We start from the raw sequence: 20,573 nt of genomic DNA on the forward strand, positions 1-20,573 counted from the left end.
AACCACCAGGGGGTCCCCGAACTTCTGACCCGCCTCGCGCGACCTGGTGCCGAGCTCCGGCATCACGACCTCGATGAACTGCCCGACACTCCGACCACCTCCTATGCCAGAGACGTTCTGTCGACCGCAGGGGTGCTGCCACAACGAAACGAGGCGGTCGAGCGCCTGCCTCGCTGGGCAGACTCCTTTCCCGGGAGGTACCCGCTCATCACCGCCAGATAGTGAGCCCCTTCGCCCACTGGCACCTGATCCACCGCCACCGGCGCATGGCACGCGGACATGCCGGCCAGGCCGTCAGGGACAGTCACCGGCGCTCGCAGATCAGACGCGCGCTGGAGTTGCTGACCTGGCTCGACGAACAAGGCATCGCGCTGCCGGATCTCAAGCAGACGCACCTCGAACAATGGCTGGTCAGCGGCCCTCCGAACCGCAGGGACGTCAGGTTTTCGTCCTATGGACCAACGAGCGCGGTCTCACCTCAAGCCTCGAAGTGCCGACTCGGTCCCCCGAAGACCCGGCAACCTTCATCGAGGACGACGACCGCGTCGAACAGCTCAGGCGCTGCGTGAACGACGCCACGCTCCCCCTCGACGTCCGTGTTATCGGCAGCCTTGTCCTGCTCATGGGGCTGCGGGTCACACGCATTCTTGAACTGACCATCGAGGACGTCGTCGTTCAGGACTCGGCTGTCCAACTGAAACTCGATGGAGGCTCCCTGAAGCTGCCTGCACGGCTGGCTCACCTAGTCCGGCAGCAGCTCCATCAAGCCGAGGACGCCTGGGAAGCCAACCGTGCTGCCAGCACAATTCCGTGGTTGCCTCGGGCTGGGCGGCCTTGCCGGCCGCAACACTGCCCGCCTTGCGCTGGCAGCCGACGTTCCTGCCTCAATCCTCGCCGCTCTCACCGGGACCAGCATCGACAACGCAACGGACTGGACGAACTTCGTCAAACGCGACTGGACCGGCTACATCAGCAGCCGGCGAAGTGACAGCTAAGAAGTCGATGTCTCTCGTTCGTGAGCACCGGCATCATGGTCGTCGGTAGGTTCATGCGCGAGAGGGCGAGTGCAACGAGTGTCTGGAGACGGGCAGGCGGATCTCACGGAGCTGTGGCAGCAGCGTTGGCCCAGTTGCCCGCCGGTCGGGTACAAGCTCCGGGGCCCGTATCGGGATGTCTGGGTACGTTTTCACAGCCTGCCGGAATCGAAGCGGTACGCGGAGGACGAGAGCGAGTACACCGTCGTCTTGGAGCGTTACAACACCGTCCTCGATGAGCTGTTCGCTGGAGCGGACGTGTATGTGATCACACCGCTCTGGACGACCGAAGCGGAGGTTCCACCATCGCAGGCCATCACCGGGTATTGGCAGAGCCTGCTGGTGGAGGACGATCCTGACCCTGCGTTCCGCACGTACTGCCACCTCTTCGCCGCCCGCCGGCCCTGGCGGCGTGGCTGCATCGACGAGTTGCTCCGAGACATCGCCGACGACAAGGTGGCGGGCATCCTCATCACCGACACCCGGATGCAGCGCATCCACCACCCCTACGACGGTGGCGCCGACGTTTTCCTCGCCACGTCCGAGGAACGGGACCGGGTGCGCGATCGGCATGCCGACTGGCTTTCCCGTCACCCTTCGGGTCTCTGACCCGCTCGGATCTCCGCCCCGCTCAGAACCGTCTCCACTGCAAGTACCGGGTTGAGAGGCTCCACGAGTTCTTTGGTGGCGACGGCCACGAGACGCGCGGGCGCATCACCATCCAGCAAGGCGCTCACATATTCGATGGCCTCCGCAGGCGAGAACATCGGCAGCCTCTGGCGCAGTGTCCGCACAGCGTGCACGCGTCCGCGCGCAGCGGCGACTTCGCACAGCGCATCGTGTAGATCATCTACTGCGGTGCGCACCGGCAGCCCACGTATCCGGGCTCGATAGTCAGCCTCCCACTCCCCGGTTACCGCGGAGACGACGCCGACCCGGTGCAGTCCCCCGTCGACACGGTCGACCAGGTAAGGCCCGTTACCGGCCAGCATGAACTCCGGGTTCCGGGTGCGTACGAACTCCTCGGAGGTCCAGGAGACGATCCACACCAGCTCGTGCTCCTCGACGTCGACCACAGCCATCCGCATCGCGTCCACACCCGCAGCCCGCCACTGCTGATAGTCGCGCTCCAGCTGGTCCTCGACAGCCTGAACGGCGGCCTCTCGCTCGATCACGCATGCAGCTTCCCGCACCGGCCCCTCTCTCGACCAGCGAATTTGCACGGGCCAGGGGCACGTACGAGGCGTCTGACGAACCTTCTTGGCCAGGAATACGACAGCAACGGGACAAGTGCTCTGCGCCAGTAGCCGGCCCCCGCCCCGGCGTGCGGGGCCGCTGCCGCAGCGCAGCCGGACGCCGGGGCCTCTCCGCGCCTCGGAACGCCGTCAACTGCGCGGCGGCCGCTCCCGCTCCAGCCGGGCCAGCGCGGCCGCGGCGGGGGCGGCGAGCCAGGGCCTTTCGCGCGCCAGGGCCAGCACCGCCACCGCCCGCCGGTCGCCCAGCGTGCCCAGCCCCTCCACGCAGGCCAGGGCCACCCGCTCGTGGCCCGGCTGCGAGACCAGCAGCCGCTCGAGGGTCTCGGTCAGCGCCGGAGCGGACTCCGGGGCGCGCAGCACGGTCAGCAGCCGGACGGCGTGCAGGGCGTAGGCGGTGCGCAGCGGGTTGGTGGCGAGCGCCGCGGCGGCTCGGGCCGTGCGGGGATCGCCGAGCCGCGCCAGCGCGTGCGCCGCGGTGGCGCAGCGGCCGGGGTCCCGGTGGTTGAGCAGCAGCACCAGGGTTTCGAAGGCACGCCGGTCACGGGCGCAGCCGAGTGCGAAGGCCGCGACCTCCCGGACCCACAGCGGCTGGCCGGCTTCGGTGAGGATCACGGCCAGTTCGGCCCGGGCCGCGGCACGGCCGGCCTCCTCGGGCGCGGACGCGGTGGCCTGGCGGGCCAGGGCGACCAGGGTGCCAAGCACCGCTGTCTCCTCCGGCCCGCTGGGCTCGTTCCGCACACGCTCCAGCAGCCTCTGGAACTCCTCGTCCACCGCGAACACCTCCCTCACCCGGGCCTGCCGCCGTCCCGGCGGGGCCGCGAGAGGAGACTTCCCCCGAGGCCCGGGGTTATCCGGGGGGTTCCGGGGGCGGTTGTCCGCCGGCCCTCCGCTCGGCGGCCCCCGGTCCGGGCAGGAGGCGGCCGGGCCGCGGCACGGTCGCAGGCCCTGTCCACGGGCCGGTGGCCGCTCCGGGGCTGCCATGGACGCGTGTAACGTTCCCCACATGTCGCAGCGCGCCCAGCCCGCCCACTCCGATCCGCAGCCTCCGACCGCCGGAGCCAGGTCCACCGGACAAGGGGGAGGGCTCGGCGGCGCCGGGAGGATCGGCCGGGGAAGCTCTGCCACCGGGAGCCAGGAGACGCCCGGAAGTCGCCGTGCGGCGGCCCAGCGGCTGAAGATGCGCCGGGAGTTGGCCTCGGCCGCGATGGAGCTGTTCGCCACCAAGGGGTACGAGGCGACGACCGTCGACGAGATCGCCGCGGCGGCCGGGGTGGCCCGCCGGACCTTCTTCCGCCACTTCCGCTCGAAGGAGGAGGCGATCTTCCCCGACCACGACGACACCCTGGTGCGGGCGGAGGCGGTGCTGGATGCCGCGCCTCCGCAGGAGAACCCGCTGGACACCATCTGCCGCGGCATCAAAGAGGTCATGCGGATGTACGCGGACTACCCGGCGCTCTCCGTGGAGCGTTACCGGCTGACCCGGGAGGTGCCGACGCTGCGGGAACGCGAGATCGCCTCGGTGGCCCGCTACGAGCGGCTGTTCACCCGCTACCTGCTGGAGCAGTTCGACGAGGGGGCCGACGACCACGGGGGGTCGGACGATCCGCTCCTCGCCGAGGTGGCCGCCTCGGCGGTGGTGACCGCGCACAACCACGTACTGCGGCGGTGGCTCCGGGCCGGCGGCGAGGGCGATGTCGAGGAGCAGTTGGACCACGCGTTCGCGATCGTGCGGGACGCCTTCGGCAGTGGGATCGCCGCCGGCCGGAGCGTGGGCCCCTCGGCGGGGGTGACCGCCTCCGAGGAGGGTGAGGTGCTGGTCACGGTGGCGCGCACCGACGCCCCGCTCGGCGAGGTCATGCGGGTCATCGAGCGGGCTCTGAGGCAGAAGGGCTGAGCGGCGGGCGCGCCCGGGACCTCCCGGCCGGTCCCGGGGCCGTGGACCGGGATGGGCTCGGCCGCACTCGGATCAGCGGCCGTATCGTCGACGGAACCTGTCCGCAGAGCGACTCGCCCCGCTCGGTCCCCCAGGAGTAGTCATATGACCGCCCCGCCCACCGCCGGCTCCGACCGGATCCGTCCCCGCCGCTCCTGCCTGGCGGTGCCCGGCAGCAACCCGCGTTTCCTGGAGAAGGCCCAGGGCCTGCCGGCCGACGAGGTCTTCCTGGATCTCGAGGACGCCTGCGCACCGCTGGCCAAGGAAGGGGCGCGGCACGCGATCGTGGACGCGCTCAACAACGGCGACTGGCGGGGCAGGACCCGGGTGGTGCGGGTCAACGACTGGACCACCGAGTGGACCTACCGGGACGTGATCACGGTGGTGGAGGGCGCCGGCCGGAACCTGGACTGCCTGATGCTGCCGAAGGTGCAGGACGCCACTCAGGTGCGGGCGCTGGACCTGCTCCTCACCCAGATCGAGAGGTCGGTGGGGCTCGAGGTCGGCCGGATCGGCATCGAGGCGCAGATCGAGAACGCCAGGGGGCTGGTGAACGTCGACGAGATCGCCGCCGCCTCGCCCCGGATGGAGACCATCGTCTTCGGCCCCGCCGACTTCATGGCTTCGCTCAACATGAAGACGCTCGTGGTCGGGGAGCAGCCGCCGGGCTACGGGGCGGACGCCTACCACTACGTCCTGATGCGGATCCTGATGGCCGCCCGCACCCACAACCTCCAGGCCATCGACGGGCCGTTCCTCAAGATCCGGGATGTGGAGGGCTTCCGTGCGGTCGCCGGCCGGTCCGCGGCCTTGGGTTTCGACGGCAAGTGGGTGCTTCACCCGGACCAGATCGAGGCGGCGAACGAGGTCTTCTCCCCCTCCCAGGAGGACTACGACCACGCCGAACTCGTCCTCGACGCCTACCGGTGGCACACCTCGGAGGAGGGCGGGAGGAGGGGGGCGGCGATGCTCGGCGACGAGATGATCGACGAGGCCAGCCGGAAGATGGCGCTGGTGATCGCGGGCAAGGGCCGGGCCGCGGGGATGACGCGCAGCCGGGGGTTCGAGCCCCCGCGGGGCTGAGCCCGCGCTGCGGAGCGGACGGACCGCCGCCCCGGGACTCCTACCGGGCGGCGGCCACCCGTGCGATGATGGAGGCCGGCCCGCTACAAGGGTTCCGGTGAGCGGAACGGCCTCGGGGCAGGGATGGCGAAGTACCTCGCCGCCGAGTACTGCCAGGAGGCCGTGGAGGACCGCTCCGGATCCACGGCGGCTACGGCCTCCGCGCGGAGCGGAGACCGAGCGGCTCCCCGCGAGGCGCCGGTGCCGTTCGGTGAAGGTACCGCCGAAATCCAGAAAAGGATCATTGGTCGTCGGCACTCCAGGAGTACCGATCCCAAGGGTGATTGCCCCTGTTTGCGGCGATACCGCCTCCGACGGGCCAACCCTCGGGCGTCGTTCTCAGGACACCGACTCGGCTCCAGGATTGCCCAGTTGCCACCCGCAACCGATAGCATCCCGGGAAAGCCGCCGTCCCCCATCGCTACGCGCGGCAACATCCGCTACGAAGGTCATCCATGCCCCACAGCCAAAACTCTGCACCACGCGGCCGAATCCGTATCGCGCGCGGAGCGTCGCCGTGGCTTCTGCCGACCGTCGCCACCGCTGCCGTCAGTCTCGTCCGCGCACGGCGCTCCAGCCGCTGGGCCGCCGCCGCGGTACCCGCCACCGCGCTGGCGGCGGGCATGCTGTGGTTCTTCCGGGACCCGGAGCGCGAGATCGCCCAGGGCCGGGTCATCTCCCCGGCCGACGGTGTGGTGCAGAGCATCATGCCGTGGCCGGACGGACGCACCCGTGTCGCGATCTTCATGAGCCCGCTGAACGTCCACGTCAACCGCGCTCCGCTGGCCGGCACGGTGACGTCCGTGGAGCACGTTCCCGGTGGTTTCGTCCCGGCGTTCAACAAGGAGAGCGAAGACAACGAGCGGGTCGTCTGGCACTTCGACACCGAGTTCGGTGACATCGAGATGGTCCAGATCGCCGGTGCCGTCGCCCGACGCATCGTGCCGTACGTGCCGCAGGGCACCAAGGTGGAGCAGGGCGAGCGCGTCGGCCTGATCCGCTTCGGCTCCCGCGTCGATCTGTACCTCCCGAAGGGCGTCGAGCCGGGTGTGGATGTCGGCCAGGCCACGACCGCGGGGGTGACACGCCTTGACCGTGATTGATCCCGAGCCTCAGGCCGCCTGGGTCGGCGACGTGGACGTCGATGCCGACCGTGCCGCGGACGGGGCCGAGGACGACGACATGCCGCTGTCGACTCGGCTGTCGATAGCGGACACCCTGACGCTGGGTAACGCCACCTGCGGCTTCATGGCCGTGTACTTCACCACCACGGGGGTCCTGATCCCCCACCTCACGGGCAGCGAGGACGGCGGTATGGCCCGGCACAGCGCCGCCACCGCCGTGATCCTGATGCTGCTCGCCTCGGTCTTCGACCTCTTCGACGGGCTGGTCGCGCGGAAGCTGCGCAGCTCGGCGATGGGGGCCGAGCTGGACAACCTCTCCGACCTGATCAGCTTCGGACTCGCTCCGGCCTACTTCGTCGTGGTGTGGGGCATGGTCGCCGACGACGCGCACCAGCGGGTCTCCGTGGTGGCGGCGGTCGTGGTGCTGCTGGCCGTGGTACTGCGGTTGGCCAGGTTCTCCTGCGTGACGCTCAGGGACGGCATCTTCCAGGGGATGCCGAGCCCGTTCGGCGCGCTGACGGTCATCTCGATCGTCCTGCTCGAACTCCCGTTCTTCCCCACCCTGCTGGCGATCGTCGGGGTGGCCTGGCTGATGGTGAGCCGGGTGGAGTACCCGAAGCCGCGCGGAGTGCTCGCGGTGGCCATGCTCGGCTGGATCGTGCTCAGCATGGGCCTGCTGGCGGCCTGGGCCTTCGACGCGCCGGGCGGGCAGCTGCTGCTGCAGACCGGCTGCGCGCTGCAGGTGGTGCTGGGAGCGGTGATCCCGCTGTTCGCCACGGCTCGGCGGGTGAACACTTTCCGGGACAACCGCCGGGAGTCCCGGGCGGCCCAGCTGCCGTAGGACTTGCGGCGAACGACGAGAAGGGGCGGGGCCCGGGCCCCCGCCCCTTCTCGTCGTCGCGTTCCCGTCGGTCGCGGCGCTCAGCCCCGGAGCCGCTCCCGGGCGATCCGCTCCCCGGTGCTCTCCAGCAGGGCGCCGGCCCGCTCCATACAGGTGCTCGGGTCCGGTTCCAGCTCGGTCAGGGCGTAGGCGTGCTGGATGCCGGCGGCCCGCAGCGCCTTGGCGGAGAGTTCCAGGCGACCGCAGACGGCGACGACGGGAACGCCGCCGGCCCGGGCGGCCGCGGCCACTCCGGCCGGGGCCTTGCCATGCAGCGTCTGTTCGTCGAGCGCCCCCTCGCCGGTGATCACCAGATCCGCCCGGGCCAGCGCGGAATCGAAGCCCAGCGCTTCGAGCAGCACCGCGATACCGGGCCGGAAGAGCGCGCCGAGGCCGAGCAGCGCCCCGTACCCGATCCCGCCGGCCGCTCCGGCGCCGGGAGCCAGCGCCTGCTCGGCCGCCCCGGCCCCGACCGCGTCCTCCAGCACCCTCGCGTAGTGGGCGAGCGCGGCGTCCAGCATCGCGATGTCTTCCTCGGTGGCCCCCTTCTGCGGACCGTAGACGGCCGCGGCGCCCTTCGGACCGGTCAGCGGGTTGTCGACGTCGCTGGCGAGGACGATCTCCGTCTCGGCCAGCCGGGGATCGAGGGTGGACAGATCCGCCGAGACCAGTTCGCGCAGCGGTCCGCCGCCGTGCGGCACGGGATCCCCGTCGGCGTCCAGGAGCTGCGCGCCGAGCGCGGCCAGCATCCCCGCACCGCCGTCGGTGGTGGCGCTGCCGCCGACCCCGAGGACGATGTCGCGAGCACCGGCGTCGAGCACCGCCCGCAGCAGTTCGCCGACGCCGTAGGAGGTGGCGGTGAGCGGGGCGAGGACGCCCGGCGGGAGTCTGCGCAGCCCGGCGGCCTCGGCCATCTCCACCACGGCTCTCCGCTCGCGCAGCGCGTACGCCGCGACGACCGGGGCACCCAGCGGGCCGGTCACCTCGACCTCCCGCCGCTCGAAGCCCGCGGCCACCGCCGCGTCCACCGTCCCGTCGCCGCCGTCGGCCACCGGCAGCGACTCCACCCGCAGACCGGGGGCCACCCGGAGCAGTCCGATGGTGATGTGCTCGGCGACCTGGACGGCCGTCAGAGATCTCTTGAACTTGTCCGCGGCGATCAGCACGTGTGCCGTCTCGGATACCGCTGCGTCCGCCACCTTGCTACCCCTTGCTGTCGAACAGGCAGTCGCGCCGCCCGCGACACTATCCGTCCGGGCCCCCGGCTGCCCATGGGGGGAGGTGCCCCCGTCCCCGCGGATGCGGGGAGGGGACGGCCGCCGGCGTTAGTGGACATAACGGGCGGGAGGTTGCCATTGGCGCACTATGCTGACCGCTGTGACCTCTGACTACGCCGCGTATATCGCGAGCCTGCCCAAGGTCCTGGCCGCAGCCATGACCGTCCTGCGCGACGACCGGGGCAGCGTCCTCCTGGTGAAGCCGGACTACGGCGACGACGACTGCTGGCTCCTCCCGGGCGGCACCGTCGAGTCCGACCAGGAGGAGACCCCGCGGCAGGCCGCCCGCCGCGAGACCGCCGAGGAGATCGGCCTGACCGTCGACATCGGCGCGCTGCTCGCCGTCGACTGGGTGACCGGCCGGCAGCGACCGCCGATGATCAGCTTCGTCTATGACGGCGGAGTCCTCACCGCGCCCCGGCTGTCGGGGATCCGGCTCCAGCCGGACGAGCTGACCGACTGGCGGCTGGTCCCGCCGGAGGAACTGGACGACTACCTCCCGCCCCACATGGCGAGGAGCGTCCGGGCGGCGCTCGCCGTCCAGCGCTCCGCTGCCGGGCCGGCCGAGCTGGAGGACGGTTTCGCGGCGGCGAAGGGCGAGCCTCCCCGGCCGCCGAACGGCGGGCTGGTCGGCCCCCGCTCGGAAGCGGGAGTGGCCACCGCCCACGGCACCGGGCCGGTCTCACCGGGCTGAGGGCTGCTGCGGGACGGCGCTCAGCGCCGTGGAGCACCCACCGGGGACAGGACACCGCTGCTCTCGAGGGCGAGCAGCCGCCGCTTGCGGTCGAGTCCGCCGCCGTACCCTGTCAGCGCCCCACCGGAGCCCACCACCCGGTGGCAGGGGACGATGATGCCGATCGGGTTCCTACCGTTGGCGAGCCCGACGGCGCGCGCGGCGGTGGGCCGGCCCAGCCGGGCGGCCAGTTCTCCGTAGGAGACCGTCTCCCCGTACGGGATCTCCCGCAGCGCCGACCAGACGCGCTGCTGGAAAGGGGTTCCGGACAGCCGCAGCGGCAGGTCGAAGGAGGTCAGCTCTCCGTCGAAGTAGGCGTCCAGCTGCCGGACGGTCTCCGTGAAGGCGCCCCCGTCGGCCGCTCCGAAGCTCTCCTCAGCGGGCCGGTGGCGTTGCCCGGTCATGTAGAGACCGCACAGGACGCCTTCGGAGGCGACCAGGGTCAGTGGCCCCAGCGGGCTGTCGACGCGGGTGTGGGTGCGCATGGTGTACTCCGGCTTCAGTGGACGGGCAGATGGTTGATGGGGTGGTCGTCGACCGCCCACAGGTACTGGACGGCGTAGGACCGCCAGGGTCGCCAGGGCGCCGCTCGGGTGGTGAGGGCGGCGGGGGTGGCGGGCAGACCGGTCTCCCGGGCCGCCCGGCGCAGGCCGAGGTCGGTCGGGAGGAAGGCGTCGGGGTCGCCGAGTCCGCGCATGGCGATGCTCTCGACGGTCCAGGGACCGATGCCGGGGACGGCGGCGAGTCGCCGGCGAGCCAGTTCCCAGTCGCTGCCGGTCTCCAGGCGCACCTCCCCGGACTCCAGGGCGTGGACGAGGGTACGGAGCGTGGAGCGGCGGGTGCGGGGCAGCGCCAACCGCGCCGGGTCCAGGTCGTTGAGCGCGGCCGGGGTGGGGAAGAGACGGCTCAGGCCGCCGTCGGGATCCTCGACCGGCTCCCCGTGCGCGAGCACCAGCCGTCCGGCGTGGGTGCGGGCGGCGGCGACGGACACCTGCTGGCCGAGGACGGCCCGGACGGCGAACTCGGCCGGGTCGACGGTGCGCGGTACCCGGCGCCCCGGTCCCCGTGCGACGAGCGGCGCGAGCACCGGGTCCTCCCGGAGTAGCCCGTCCACCGCCACCGGGTCGGCGTCGAGGTCCAGCAGCCGGCGGCAGCGGCTGATCGCGATGGTCAGGTCCCGCAGGTCGGTGAGGCGGAGCCGGCAGTCGACGTGGTCCCGCAGGGGGCGGAGGGCGACGACGCCCGGTCCGTGCGGTAGCCGCAGGGTGCGCCGGTAGGCACCGTCCCGCCACTCCTCCACACCGGGCACCGCGGTGGCGGCGAGGTGTCCGAAGAGGTTGGAGGGGTTGAGGGGTTCGCGGTGGGGCAGCCGCAGCGCCAGCAGACCGGGCGGGGTGCCGCCCGGTCCACGGGAAGTCTTGGCCCGCAGTTCGGTCGGGGCGCTGCCGAAGACCTCACGCACCGTTCCGTTGAAGGTGCGGATGCTGGCGAAGCCGGCTGCGAAGGCGATCTCCGCCATCGGCAGTGCGCTGGTCTCGATCAGCAGGCGGGCGGTCTGGGCCCGCTGGGCGCGGGCGAGGGCGAGCGGACCGGCTCCGAGTTCTGCGACGAGCTGCCGTTCGATCTGCCGGGCGCTGTAGCCGAGCCGCGCGGCGAGCCCCGGGACCCCCTCGCGGTCGACGACACCGTCGGCGATCAGCCGCATGGCGCGGGCGACGAGATCCGCCCGCTCGTTCCACTGCGGGGAGCCGGGGCTGGCGTCGGGACGGCACCGCTTGCAGGCCCGGAAACCGGCCTGCTGGGCGGCGGCGGCACTGGGGTAGAACCGCATGTTCTCCGCCTTCGGCGACATCGCCGGGCAGCTGGGACGGCAGTAGATCCCGGTGGTGAGAACACCGGTGAAGAACCAGCCGTCGAAACGCGCGTCCTTCGACCGGACGGCCCGCACACATCGCTCGGTTTCCCTGTGCATGTCTCCAGCATCAGGCACCGGGCGACCGGTCGGCTGGCAGGAATCCGACATGGGCGTCCCGGCGCGGAAGGCGTCCCGTACCTCCGCCGGCGGCCCCGGGTCAGTGCTGCCGCAGCCACCGCCAGACCCGGCGGGCGGCGTGGTGTCCGCACATGCCGTGCACCCCGCCGCCCGGCGGGGTCGCGGAGGAGCAGAGGAAGACCGCGGGGTGGGAGGTGGCGTAGGGCACTCTGGCGAGCCGCGGACGCAGCACCGACTGGAGCCCGTCGAAGGCGCCGCAGCCGATGTCGCCGCCCACGTAGTTGGGGTTGCGGGCGGCCAACTCCGGGGGGCCGGCGGTGGCCCGGGCCAGCACCAGATCGCGGAAGCCGGGCGCGAAGCGCTCAAGTTGCCGTTCGATCCGCCCGGTCAGGTCCCCCGACCAGCCGTTGGGCACGTGCCCGTACACCCAGAAGGTGTGCTGGCCCTCGGGTGCCCGGGTAGCGTCGACGAGGCTGGGCTGCGCGGTGATCAGGAAGGGGACGTCGGGCTCCTGGCCCCGCACCGCGCGCCGCAGCGAGTCCGCGATGTCGCCGTAGCCCGGGCCGAGGTGGACCGTGCCCGCCCGCCGGGCGTCCGCGGAGAGCCAGGGAACGGGTCCGGAGAGGGCGTAGTCGACCTTGAACACACCCGGGCCGTGCCGGAAGCCCCGGTACGCGCCGCCCAGGCCGGCGATGCGGGCGAGGGCGGTGGGCGAGGTGTCGAAGACGTAGGCGCGGGCCGGCGGGAGTTCGTCGAGCCGTCTGACCGCGGTCCCGGTGTGGACGGTGCCGCCCTGCTCGCGCAGGTATCCCGTGAGGGCGTCGGCGATCGCCTGCGAGCCGCCGCGGGCCACCGGCCAGCCGCCGGCGTGCGCGGCGAGGGCGAACAGCAGCGCGACCCCGGCGCCGGCCGGCGAGTGCGGCGCGGAGATGACGTGGGCGGCGAGTCCGGCGAGCAGTCCCCGGGCCCGATCGCCGCTGAACCGCCTGGCCAGCAGGGCCAGCGGCTGGGGCGCGAGGGTCATGTAGCGGGCCCAGCGCAGCGGGTCGGTCGGGGTCCCCAGCCAGGGGGTCCGCAGCAGATCCCGGGCGAGGGTCTCCCAGTGTCCGGTGTACGGGGCCACCAGCCGCCGGTAGGTTCCGGCGTCCCTCGCGCCGAGGGAGGCCGCCGTCTCCCCGACGCTCCGCGCCAGTCGGGCGGCCGTGCCGTCCGGGAAGGGATGTGCCATGGGCAGCTCGGGGTGGAGCCACTCCAGCCCGTGCCTGGCCAGCGGCAGGTCGGCGAAGGCCGGGGAGCCGACACCCAGCGGGTGGACGGCCGAGCAGGGGTCGTGGCGGAAGCCGGGGAGCGTCAGCTCCTCGGTCCGGGCACCGCCTCCGACGGTGTCTGCCGCCTCGTACACGGCCACCGCGAGGCCGCGGCGGGCGAGTTCGACCGCGGCGGTGAGTCCGTTCGGCCCGGCGCCGACCACGACCGCATCGAGCATGGACGGCACTCGCCACTCCTTCGTCAGCGGACGGGCCATCAGGATATGCGGCGCTCCGGATCCGGGACCAGCGACCTGGGCCCCGGCGGCCCTCCTCCCCGGTCGCCCGCGGCTCAGTGGCCGCCCTGTGCCTTCCGCCGGGGCAGGTCCGAGTCGCTCATCAGCGACAGCACCCGGTGGGCGGTCGCTTCGTCGCGGGCCGCGGTGAACGGCAGTGCGTTGCCGCCGGTGATCCGGAACCGTTCTCCCGTGAGCGTTCCGCTGGCCCCCCCTGCCTCGTCGACCAGCAGCAGTCCGGCGGCGTGGTCCCAGGGGTACTCCCAGCCGAACGCCACCGCGCCCAGCTCACCCTGGGCTACGTGCAGGTACTCCAGCCCGGCCGAGCCGCACGGCCGCGGCGCCACACCGTCGACGATCAGCCGGGCGAAGGAGCGGTCCTCCTCCAGGGAGTAGAAGTCCGGGTGGGAGGTGGCGATCTCCAGCACCGTCTCCGGGTCGGGGCTGCCGGAGAGCAGCGGTTCGCCGTTGAGCCGCGCTCCCCGGCCCCGCATCGCGACGGCCATCAGGCCGAGCGCGGGAGCGTACGTCCAGGAGGCGAGCGTCTCGCCGTGCTGGACGAGGGCGAGCAGCGTGGCGAATCCGGGATCGCCGGCGACGAACTGCCGGGTGCCGTCGACGGGGTCGAGCACCCAGACGGGCGCCGAGCCGTGCAGGGCGTCGAGCACGTCCGGATCAGCAGCCACCGCTTCCTCACCGACCACGACGGAGCCGGGCAGCAGTCCGGGCAGCGAAGCGGTCAGTCGCCGTTCCGCCTCCTGGTCGGCGACGGTCACCAGGTCGTGCGGGCCGCTCTTCTCCCGCACCTCGTGGGCGGCGAGCGCCCGGAACCGCGGCATGACCTCGGCGGCCACCGCTTCGCGCAGGGCCTGGTCGACAGCGCTCAGCAGCTCCGCCCGGTCTTCGGCAGACATTTCCTCGATCATGTTCCCCATCGAACCATGTCCGTCCGGACAACGGCGGGCAGCCGGGGCGGCCCTCCGGTTTCGGCCCGGTGAACAGTGGCCGCGGACTGTCACCGCCGGGGCGGGCCGTCGATGTTCCGGGTACCGCGCCGCATCCCGGGTTCAAAGCCGCGGCCCACCCGTAGGGGCGGGTCAGGTCCGCGGGCCGCTCAGCTGCTCGTCGAGTTCGTCGCGCAGGAGGTCGGCGGGGCCCACCTGGCCGGTCCGGTAGGCGGCCCGCCCGACCATGAGGGCGGCGATCGGGGTGGTGGTCATCTGGAAGAACGCCACCAGGGCCAGCGTTCCGAGGTCGACGGGGTTGCGCAGCCGCAGCGCGACACCGAGCAGCACCAGCAGCAGGCCGAGGGACTGCGGTTTGGTGGCGGCGTGCAGTCGGGAGAGCACATCGGGCAGCGTGAGCAGCCCGATCCCCGCGACGAGGCACAGACCGGCGCCGACCAGGAGGCAGAGGATCGCCCCCACGTCCGCCGCCTGCTGCCACGCGTTCACCGCTGTCCTCCCGCCGCTTCGCTTCCGGGCCGCGCGGTCGCCGGCTGCTCGGCCGGGCACCTCGTTCCAGCTGGTCCGGGGTGGGTCATCGGTATCCTTCCGGTCCGGTTTCGGAGTTCTCCTCGGGATCGTTCGGGGCGCGGTCCTGCACGGAGATGAAGCGGGCCATGCTCACCGACCCGGTGAAGCCGAGGAAGGCCAGCACCAGGAGGATGGGGAGGAAGAGCGCGGTGCGCTGCCGGGCACCGATGGTGCCGATCACCGCTACGGCGATCGACAGCAGGGTGTCCACCGAGACCGCCCGGTCAAGCATCGAGGGGCCCTTCCACAGCCGGACGAGGACCAGCGCCGCCGCCGCACCGAGGAGCGCCATGACCACCGTGGTCGCGAGGCTCATCCGGCGCCTCCCCGCTCCAGCCGGGCAATCTGCTCCGGGGTTCCCAACGCCCGTACCACCCGGGCCTCCTGGTTCCGGACGTCCTGGCGGGCGCGCTCCATCGACGCCTCGTCGAAGACCCCGAGCACGTGCAGGAAGAGCGTGAAGGTCTCCCTCCGGACCTCCACCACGGTGCTCCCCGGCATCGCCGAGACCACCACGGTCAGCGCGGTCATCAGCAGATCGCTGCCCGCCCGTATCGGCAGCGCCAGCATCGCCGAGCCCAGTTGGCCGGGGAGCAGGATCTGCCGGGTGACCCGCAGCGTCGACTTGACCAGGTCCGCGGTGAAGCGCAACACCAGCCTCAGGAGACCGAGCGGGTGCAGCCGCATGCCGATGTCGAGGGCCGGGAGTGGGAAGAGCAGTGAGACCAGCACACCGACCAGCAGGCCGACGACGAGGTTGGCGGCGGTGAACTCGCCCCACAGCAGCGTCCAGATGACGGCGAGCCAGAGGACGAACGGGAGTTGCACCACGCGCTGGTGCGGTCCCGGGGCTCCGATGGTCAGCTTCCACGGACGTCTCAAGGGTGCAGCACCGCCTCGATGTAGGGGGTCCGGGCCAACATCTCGTCAGCCGCCCGGTGCGACAGCCCGGCGAGCGGGCCGGCGAACACGGTGTAGGCGAGGCCGAGCAGCACGGTGGCGACGGTCGCGCCGAGCATGGCCGTGGGCAGTCGCGTGCTGGTACTGATCTCCCATCCGCTCATCGAGGCGGCCGCCCCGCCCCGGCGGAGGGAGCGGGCTGCGCCGCCCCCGGCGCGGTCTCCGCCTTCCCCGTCCTCGTCGGCGTCGGCTCCGCCCTCCTCCGCCGGGGCTTCGGACTCCAGGACGACCCCGGTGGCCGGTACCGCCGGCGCGGCCCGCCAGAAGGCGAGGTTCCACACCTTCACCAGGGCGTAGAGCGTCAGCAGGCTGGTCAGTACCGCGGCCCCCACCAGGAGGTACGCCCAGGCCCCGCCCTCCTCGACACCGGCCCTGAGCAGTCCTAGCTTTCCCAGGAAGCCGGAGAGCGGCGGGATGCCGGAGAGGTTCATCGCGGTGAGGAAGAAGACGGCCGACAGCACTGGGGAGAGGCTGGCCAGGCCGCCCAGCCGCGGCATGTCGGTGGTGCCGCCGGTGCGCTCCACCAGGCCGGCCACGAGGAAGAGCGTGGTCTGGACGGTGATGTGGTGCGCCACGTAGAAGATCGCGCCACCGATCCCGGCGACCGTGGCCAGCGCGATTCCGAAGACCATGTAGCCGATGTGGCTGACCAGGGTGAAGGAGAGCAACCGTTTGAGGTCGCTCTGGGCGACCGCGCCGAGGATGCCGAAGAGCATCGACAGCAGCGCCACCACCATCAGTCCGGGCAGCAGCCGGTCACCGGGGAAGAGCAACGTCTGCACCCGCAGTATCGAGTAGATGCCGACCTTGGTCAGCAGCCCGGCGAAGACGGCGGTCACCGGCGCGGGGGCGGTGGGGTAGGAGTCGGGCAGCCAGGCGGCGAGTGGGAAGACCGCGGCCTTGATGCCGAAGACCAGCAGCAGCATCAGCTCCAGGCTGGAGCGCACCGCTGGTGAGGCGGTGTCCAGCCGTCCCGCCAGTTGGGCCATGTTCACCGTCCCGGCGGCCGCGTAGACCATCCCCACCGCCGCCGCGAACAGCAGCGAGGAGAGCAGCGACACCACGATGTACGTGGCGCCGGCGCGTACCCGTGCGGCGGTGCCGCCGACCGTCAGCAGTACGTAACTGGCCGTCAGCATGATCTCGAAGCCGACGTAGAGATTGAACAGGTCACCGGCGAGGAAGCAGTCCGCGACTCCGGCGACCAGCACCAGGTAGGAGGGGTGGAAGACGGCCAGCGGGGTCTCCTCCTCACGGTCGGCCATGCCCTGGCCGATGGAGTAGACGAGCACGCAGAGCGTCACCGCCGACGAGACGGTGAGCATGAGGGCCGACAGCCGGTCGGCCACGAGCACGATGCCCACCGGCGGAGCCCAGGCGCCCAGCTGCACCACCTGCGGGCCGTCCCGTTCGGCCGCCAGCAGCAGCACCACCGAGACGGCGAGCACGAGGACCAGCACGGTGACGCTGATCCCCCGCTGGGTGCGGCGCATCCGGCGGCCCACGGCCAGTTTCACTCCGGCCGCGAGCACCGGGAGCACGACCGGGAACGGGACCAGGGCTTCGGCGAGCGCCGTCATCGGTCCTCCCCGAGCACGTTGTCCCAGAGGTCGCCGGAGAGGTTGGCCGCCCTCGCCTGTCGCGCCCGCGCGGCCCGGAGCCTGCGGCGCAGCCGGAACCGGGAGCGCAGGTACTCGGCCCGGACCCGGGTGAGCCGGCGGCGGTCGGCGACGGCTCCGCGCTCCGGGACGGCGCTGAGCTGCTGCCGGCGTCTCTTCCAGTACTCGTCCTGGAGTCGGGCCCGCTCCGCGGCCTCCTCGCCGCGCAGCGCGACCCGCCGGTCCTCGATGTCGTCCCGCACCTCGTCGCTTCCGGTCAGCTGCCAGCTCCGGTAGGCCATGGCCAGCATGAAGGCGGTCAGCGCCAGGGTGATGACGATCGCGGTCAGGACCATGACCTGCGGAAGCGGGTCGGTGATCCGGCTGAGGTCCGCACCTGGGTGGGCGAGCGCCGGCTGGCCCGCCCGGCCGGCCGTGGACAGGATCAGGACGTTCACTCCGTTGCCCATGATGACGGCGCCGACCAGGATGCGGGTGAGAGCCCGGGTCAGCATCAGGACGGCGCCGGCCGAGAAGAGCACTCCGCCGACGAAGAGCAGGCTGAGGGTGACGGTCATCGGGGTTCCTCCGGACCGCCGGGCCGCGTCCCCGGGGGGCCCAACCGCCAGGGGCTCGTCCTGTGTTCGAGCTGGCGCTCGGTCAACAGGTCGATCCGCGAGCCGAGGCTGCGGCCGATGTCCAGGACGACGCCGAGCACCACCAGGAAGACCCCGGTGTCGAAGACCACCGGACTGGCGATGTGGAACGGCCCGATCAGCGGCAGGTGCCCGTGGTGGACCCCGGGCCGCAGCACGTGCGAGCCGAACACGAGGCCGGCCAGGGCGAGACCGGCCATCAGGAGGAGTCCGGCCCCGATCAGCCGTCCGGGCTCGACGGGTGCGGCGGCGGCGAGTTCCTGGCGTCCGCCGGCCAGATAGCGGACGACCAGTGCGAGACCGGCCACCAGCCCCGCGGTGAAACCGCCGCCGGTGAAGTTCTCGGCGCACACCAGGAGATAGAGCGAGAGCACCAGGATGGGGTGGAAGGTCAGCCGTGCGATGACCTCGAAGACGATGGAGCGGCGCTCCGGCGCCAGGCCGCCGGCCGCCGCCAGCCACCGGCGCTCCGGGGCGTCACCCCCCGAACTGTGCGGCCCGGGTGAGGCAAGCACACTGGCCCCGGCGGCCTCTTCGGGTTCGTCCGTCCCGGTTCCGGGCGGGGGGCCGCCGGCACCGGTCGGCGTCGCCGCTTCGTCCGGTTCGGCAGTCTCCCCGCCGACCACCCGTCGGTGCAGGAAGACCAGACTGGTGACGCCGATCGCCGCGACGCCCAGCACGGCGCTCTCCCCCATGGTGTCCCAGGCCCGCATGTCCACCAGGGTGGTGGCGACGGTGTTGATCACCCCCTCGTGCCAGGCGGCCCTGACCAGTTCCGGTCCGGCGGGCGGGGCACGGCGGTCTGAGGCGGCCAGCCACACCAGCCCCGCCAGCAGTACGCCGCCCGACACCGCCAGCGCACCGTGCAGACCGCGGCGCCAGGTGGAGAAGCCCATGGTGAAGTTGGGCGGAAGTCTCCGCAGCACCAGGACGAAGACGACCAGCGCCACGGTCTCCACGGCGAACTGGGTGAGCGCGAGGTCGGGTGCTCCCTGCAGCACGAAGAGGACTCCGGTCCCGTAGCCGACGACGCCGGAAAGCACCACCGCTTTCATCCTCCGTCGCACCCCGACGCACAGCACCGCGACGACCATCAGGCCGAGGCCGACCGCCGCCTGGGGCAGTGAGTCCCACGGCCGCGGGAGGACCGGTGCCGGCCAGGGGCGTTCCACGGCCAGGACCGCGATCTGGGTGCCGATGAGAACGGTGAACGCGACGCCCAGGTAGAACGGCAGCGAACCGCGCTGTACCGCGCCGGTGAGCCGGAGCGAGAGGCGTTCGAGGGTCCAGAGCGCGGCTCGGAAGGCTCCTTCGGCCTCGGACCAGGCCACCCGGAGTTGGAAGGCCGCTAGTCGGCGGTTCATCGCGAAGAGCGCGAGTCCGCCGGCCCAGGCCAGGGCGGAGAGACCGAGCGCCGTACCGATCCCGTGCCATAGGGCCAGGTGGTACGGGGCGCCGGGGGAGGGGAGCAGATCGGCGTGGGCGGCCAGCAGCGGATCGAGCCCTGCGGCGGTCGCCCCCATCGCCAGCGCGGAGAGCGTGAGCACGGTGGGCGCGGCGAGGAAGAGGCCACCTGCGGTTCGGCGTACCGGTGTACCGCGTAGGAAGCGGCCGCGGCCCGCGCTTCGTTTGCGGGCGAACGCGCCCCACAGGAAGCGGAGTGTGTAGCCGGTGGTCAGCGCGGATCCGAGGACGCTGACGCCCAGCGCCCAGCGCTCCGCCGACCCGCCGTGCGCGAGCACTCCGAAGGCGGCCTCCTTGGCGGGGAAGCCCAGCATCGGGGGGAGTCCGGCCATCGAGGCCCCCGCGGCGCACCCCACCGCGCACAGCCAGGGCCGGGCTCGTCCCAGCCCGGAGAGCCGCCGCAGATCGCGGGTGCCCGTGGTGCGGTCGATGACGCCGACGACCAGGAAGAGCGTCGACTTGAACACCGCGTGGGCCAGCAGCAGGGCCGTCGCGGCGAGCGCGGTGTTCCTGGTCCCCACTCCGGCGAGCAGGGCGATGAACCCCAGTTGGCTGACGGTGCCGTGGGCCAGGAGGAGTTTGAGGTCGTTGAGCCGCAGCGCCCGCCAGCCGCCCAGCAGCATCGTGGCCGCGCCGAACACCAGCAGTACCGGCCGCCAGGGTTGGATGTCCGCGAAGAGCGGCGCCAGCCGCAGCACCAGGTACACACCGGCCTTGACCATCGCCGCCGCGTGCAGATAGGCGCTGACCGGGGTCGGCGCGGTCATCGCGCCCGGCAGCCAGAAGCTGAACGGCCAGAGGGCGGACTTCGACATCACCCCCAGCAGGATCAGCGCCGCGGCGACGGAGAGGGTGATGCTCGGCTGCGGGGGCCGGGCCGCCAACTCGGAGATGCGGTAGGTGCCGGCGCCCTCGCCCAGCACGATGAAGCCGACGAGCATGCAGAGGCCGCCCAGCACGGTGAGGAGCAGGGCCTGCAGGGCCGACCGGCGGTTCTCCCGCTTCTCACTGTGCTGCCCGATGAGCAGGAAGGAGAAGACGGTGGTCAACTCCCAGAAGACGTACAGAAGGATCAGGTCATCGGCGAGCACCAGTCCGATCATCGCTCCGGCAAAAGCGATCAGCGTGCCGGCGAACCTGCCCAGGTTCGGTTCGTCGGTGTCGAAGTACTCGGCGCAGTAGAGGAGCACCAGCGCCCCGATACCACCGGCGATCAGCACCATCAGACAGGAGAGGGCGTCCAGCCGGAAGGCCAGGGAGACGTGGTACTCGGGAATCCACGGCAGGTTCCAGTCCGTCGCACCACCCGCGGCGGTTGGGCCGCTGCGGAGGAGTGCCGCGATCGCGGTGGCGGCCGGCGGGACGGCGAGCACCCAGAAGGCTCGGCGCCCAAGCCGCTCCACCAACGCCCCGGCGCATACGGCCAGGGCGAAGTGGAGCAGCAGAAGAACCAGCACAAACCGGA

Annotated in this window: 18 protein-coding genes and 2 pseudogenes; 7 read left to right on the top strand and 13 right to left on the bottom strand. The window is 72.1% G+C overall.

Going from position 1 to position 20,573, the window contains the following annotated elements; all coding sequences use genetic code 11:
* Positions 1-1,193: 1,193 nt before the first annotated feature.
* Positions 1,194-1,643, top strand: coding sequence for a DUF3885 domain-containing protein (locus BGP73_RS05995; protein ID WP_069812952.1), 450 nt, complete (start codon positions 1,194-1,196; stop codon positions 1,641-1,643).
* On the opposite strand, the gene BGP73_RS06000 is transcribed toward BGP73_RS05995, so the two are convergent.
* Positions 1,625-2,209, bottom strand: coding sequence for a YrhB domain-containing protein (locus BGP73_RS06000; RefSeq protein WP_069812407.1), 585 nt, complete (start codon positions 2,207-2,209; stop codon positions 1,625-1,627). The genes BGP73_RS05995 and BGP73_RS06000 overlap by 19 nt on opposite strands.
* 210 nt (positions 2,210-2,419) lie before the next feature.
* Positions 2,420-3,061 carry a HEAT repeat domain-containing protein gene (locus BGP73_RS06005; protein ID WP_069812954.1) on the bottom strand — a complete coding sequence of 214 codons (642 nt, stop codon included), beginning with the start codon at positions 3,059-3,061 and terminating at the stop codon, positions 2,420-2,422.
* A 232-nt stretch (positions 3,062-3,293) separates the two neighbouring features.
* Between BGP73_RS06005 and BGP73_RS06010 the strand changes: the two genes are divergently transcribed.
* From BGP73_RS06010 to pssA, 5 genes and pseudogenes are all read left to right on the top strand, one after another.
* Positions 3,294-4,184 (top strand): TetR family transcriptional regulator, encoded by an 891-nt coding sequence (locus BGP73_RS06010; RefSeq protein ID WP_079127242.1) that lies wholly within the window; start codon positions 3,294-3,296, stop codon positions 4,182-4,184.
* A 144-nt stretch (positions 4,185-4,328) separates the two neighbouring features.
* Positions 4,329-5,306, top strand: coding sequence for an HpcH/HpaI aldolase/citrate lyase family protein (locus tag BGP73_RS06015; protein ID WP_069812408.1), 978 nt, complete (start codon positions 4,329-4,331; stop codon positions 5,304-5,306).
* 78 nt (positions 5,307-5,384) lie between these two features.
* A pseudogene (locus BGP73_RS23450) lies at positions 5,385-5,629 on the top strand (acyl-CoA dehydrogenase family protein); the annotation flags it as partial.
* 171 nt (positions 5,630-5,800) lie between these two features.
* Positions 5,801-6,448: a phosphatidylserine decarboxylase gene (locus tag BGP73_RS06020; RefSeq protein WP_069812409.1), complete on the top strand. Its 648-nt coding sequence runs from the start codon at positions 5,801-5,803 to the stop codon at positions 6,446-6,448.
* Positions 6,435-7,310, top strand: coding sequence for a CDP-diacylglycerol--serine O-phosphatidyltransferase (gene pssA / locus BGP73_RS06025; protein ID WP_170837756.1), 876 nt, complete (start codon positions 6,435-6,437; stop codon positions 7,308-7,310). The genes BGP73_RS06020 and pssA overlap by 14 nt, the downstream gene beginning before the upstream one ends.
* An 80-nt stretch (positions 7,311-7,390) precedes the next feature.
* Here pssA and BGP73_RS06030 read toward each other — a convergent pair whose 3' ends face one another.
* The gene (locus BGP73_RS06030; protein WP_069812410.1) at positions 7,391-8,548 is read right to left on the bottom strand and encodes a glycerate kinase; all 1,158 of its coding nucleotides are present in this window, start codon (positions 8,546-8,548) and stop codon (positions 7,391-7,393) included.
* Positions 8,549-8,714: 166 nt separating this feature from the next.
* On the opposite strand from BGP73_RS06030, the pseudogene BGP73_RS06035 reads away from it, so the two are divergent.
* Positions 8,715-9,215 (top strand): annotated as a pseudogene (locus tag BGP73_RS06035) (NUDIX domain-containing protein); the annotation flags it as partial.
* A gap of 125 nt (positions 9,216-9,340) precedes the next feature.
* On the opposite strand, the gene BGP73_RS06040 reads toward BGP73_RS06035, so the two are convergent.
* The 10 genes from BGP73_RS06040 to BGP73_RS06085 all read right to left on the bottom strand — a co-directional run bounded on the left by BGP73_RS06040 (position 9,341) and on the right by BGP73_RS06085 (position 20,565).
* Positions 9,341-9,844 (bottom strand): methylated-DNA--[protein]-cysteine S-methyltransferase, encoded by a 504-nt coding sequence (locus tag BGP73_RS06040; protein WP_069812412.1) that lies wholly within the window; start codon positions 9,842-9,844, stop codon positions 9,341-9,343.
* A 14-nt stretch (positions 9,845-9,858) separates the two neighbouring features.
* On the bottom strand, positions 9,859-11,331 hold the full coding sequence (locus tag BGP73_RS06045; protein ID WP_069812413.1) for a DNA-3-methyladenine glycosylase 2: 1,473 nt from the start codon (positions 11,329-11,331) through the stop codon (positions 9,859-9,861).
* Positions 11,332-11,431: 100 nt separating this feature from the next.
* Positions 11,432-12,847 (bottom strand): phytoene desaturase family protein, encoded by a 1,416-nt coding sequence (locus tag BGP73_RS06050; protein ID WP_069812414.1) that lies wholly within the window; start codon positions 12,845-12,847, stop codon positions 11,432-11,434.
* 104 nt (positions 12,848-12,951) lie between these two features.
* Positions 12,952-13,809 carry an inositol monophosphatase family protein gene (locus BGP73_RS06055; protein ID WP_374701124.1) on the bottom strand — a complete coding sequence of 286 codons (858 nt, stop codon included), beginning with the start codon at positions 13,807-13,809 and terminating at the stop codon, positions 12,952-12,954.
* Positions 13,810-13,992: 183 nt separating this feature from the next.
* Entirely contained in the window at positions 13,993-14,349 is a 357-nt protein-coding gene (gene mnhG / locus BGP73_RS06060) for a monovalent cation/H(+) antiporter subunit G (RefSeq protein ID WP_069812415.1), read from the bottom strand.
* Between the two features lie 85 nt (positions 14,350-14,434).
* Entirely contained in the window at positions 14,435-14,746 is a 312-nt protein-coding gene (locus BGP73_RS06065) for a monovalent cation/H+ antiporter complex subunit F (RefSeq protein WP_069812416.1), read from the bottom strand.
* A complete protein-coding gene (locus BGP73_RS06070; RefSeq protein WP_069812417.1) occupies positions 14,743-15,312 on the bottom strand; it encodes a Na+/H+ antiporter subunit E in 570 nt (189 codons plus the stop codon). The genes BGP73_RS06065 and BGP73_RS06070 overlap by 4 nt, the downstream gene beginning before the upstream one ends.
* Positions 15,309-16,970: a Na+/H+ antiporter subunit D gene (locus BGP73_RS06075; RefSeq protein WP_069812418.1), complete on the bottom strand. Its 1,662-nt coding sequence runs from the start codon at positions 16,968-16,970 to the stop codon at positions 15,309-15,311. Before BGP73_RS06075 ends, BGP73_RS06070 begins: the two co-directional genes overlap by 4 nt.
* Positions 16,967-17,566 carry a Na(+)/H(+) antiporter subunit C gene (locus BGP73_RS06080; protein WP_069812419.1) on the bottom strand — a complete coding sequence of 200 codons (600 nt, stop codon included), beginning with the start codon at positions 17,564-17,566 and terminating at the stop codon, positions 16,967-16,969. Before BGP73_RS06080 ends, BGP73_RS06075 begins: the two co-directional genes overlap by 4 nt.
* Entirely contained in the window at positions 17,563-20,565 is a 3,003-nt protein-coding gene (locus tag BGP73_RS06085) for a Na+/H+ antiporter subunit A (protein ID WP_079127244.1), read from the bottom strand. The genes BGP73_RS06080 and BGP73_RS06085 overlap by 4 nt, the downstream gene beginning before the upstream one ends.
* Positions 20,566-20,573: the final 8 nt, after the last annotated feature.

It is taken from the genome of Streptomyces sp. TP-A0874, from assembly GCF_001748085.1.
Lineage (GTDB): Bacteria > Actinomycetota > Actinomycetes > Streptomycetales > Streptomycetaceae > Streptomyces.

What these genes read in the sequence shown, in the direction of transcription:
- BGP73_RS06015 (WP_069812408.1), top strand. Translation starts at nt 4,329, where the DNA reads ATGACCGCCCCGCCCACCGCCGGCTCCGACCGGATCCGTCCCCGCCGC.
- BGP73_RS06040 (WP_069812412.1), bottom strand. Translation starts at nt 9,844, where the DNA reads ATGCGCACCCACACCCGCGTCGACAGCCCGCTGGGGCCACTGACCCTG.
- BGP73_RS06075 (WP_069812418.1), bottom strand. Translation starts at nt 16,970, where the DNA reads ATGACGGCGCTCGCCGAAGCCCTGGTCCCGTTCCCGGTCGTGCTCCCG.
- BGP73_RS06055 (WP_374701124.1), bottom strand. Translation starts at nt 13,809, where the DNA reads ATGTCTGCCGAAGACCGGGCGGAGCTGCTGAGCGCTGTCGACCAGGCC.
- BGP73_RS06010 (WP_079127242.1), top strand. Translation starts at nt 3,294, where the DNA reads ATGTCGCAGCGCGCCCAGCCCGCCCACTCCGATCCGCAGCCTCCGACC.
- BGP73_RS06080 (WP_069812419.1), bottom strand. Translation starts at nt 17,566, where the DNA reads ATGACCGTCACCCTCAGCCTGCTCTTCGTCGGCGGAGTGCTCTTCTCG.
- BGP73_RS06020 (WP_069812409.1), top strand. Translation starts at nt 5,801, where the DNA reads ATGCCCCACAGCCAAAACTCTGCACCACGCGGCCGAATCCGTATCGCG.
- BGP73_RS06045 (WP_069812413.1), bottom strand. Translation starts at nt 11,331, where the DNA reads ATGCACAGGGAAACCGAGCGATGTGTGCGGGCCGTCCGGTCGAAGGAC.
- BGP73_RS06065 (WP_069812416.1), bottom strand. Translation starts at nt 14,746, where the DNA reads ATGAGCCTCGCGACCACGGTGGTCATGGCGCTCCTCGGTGCGGCGGCG.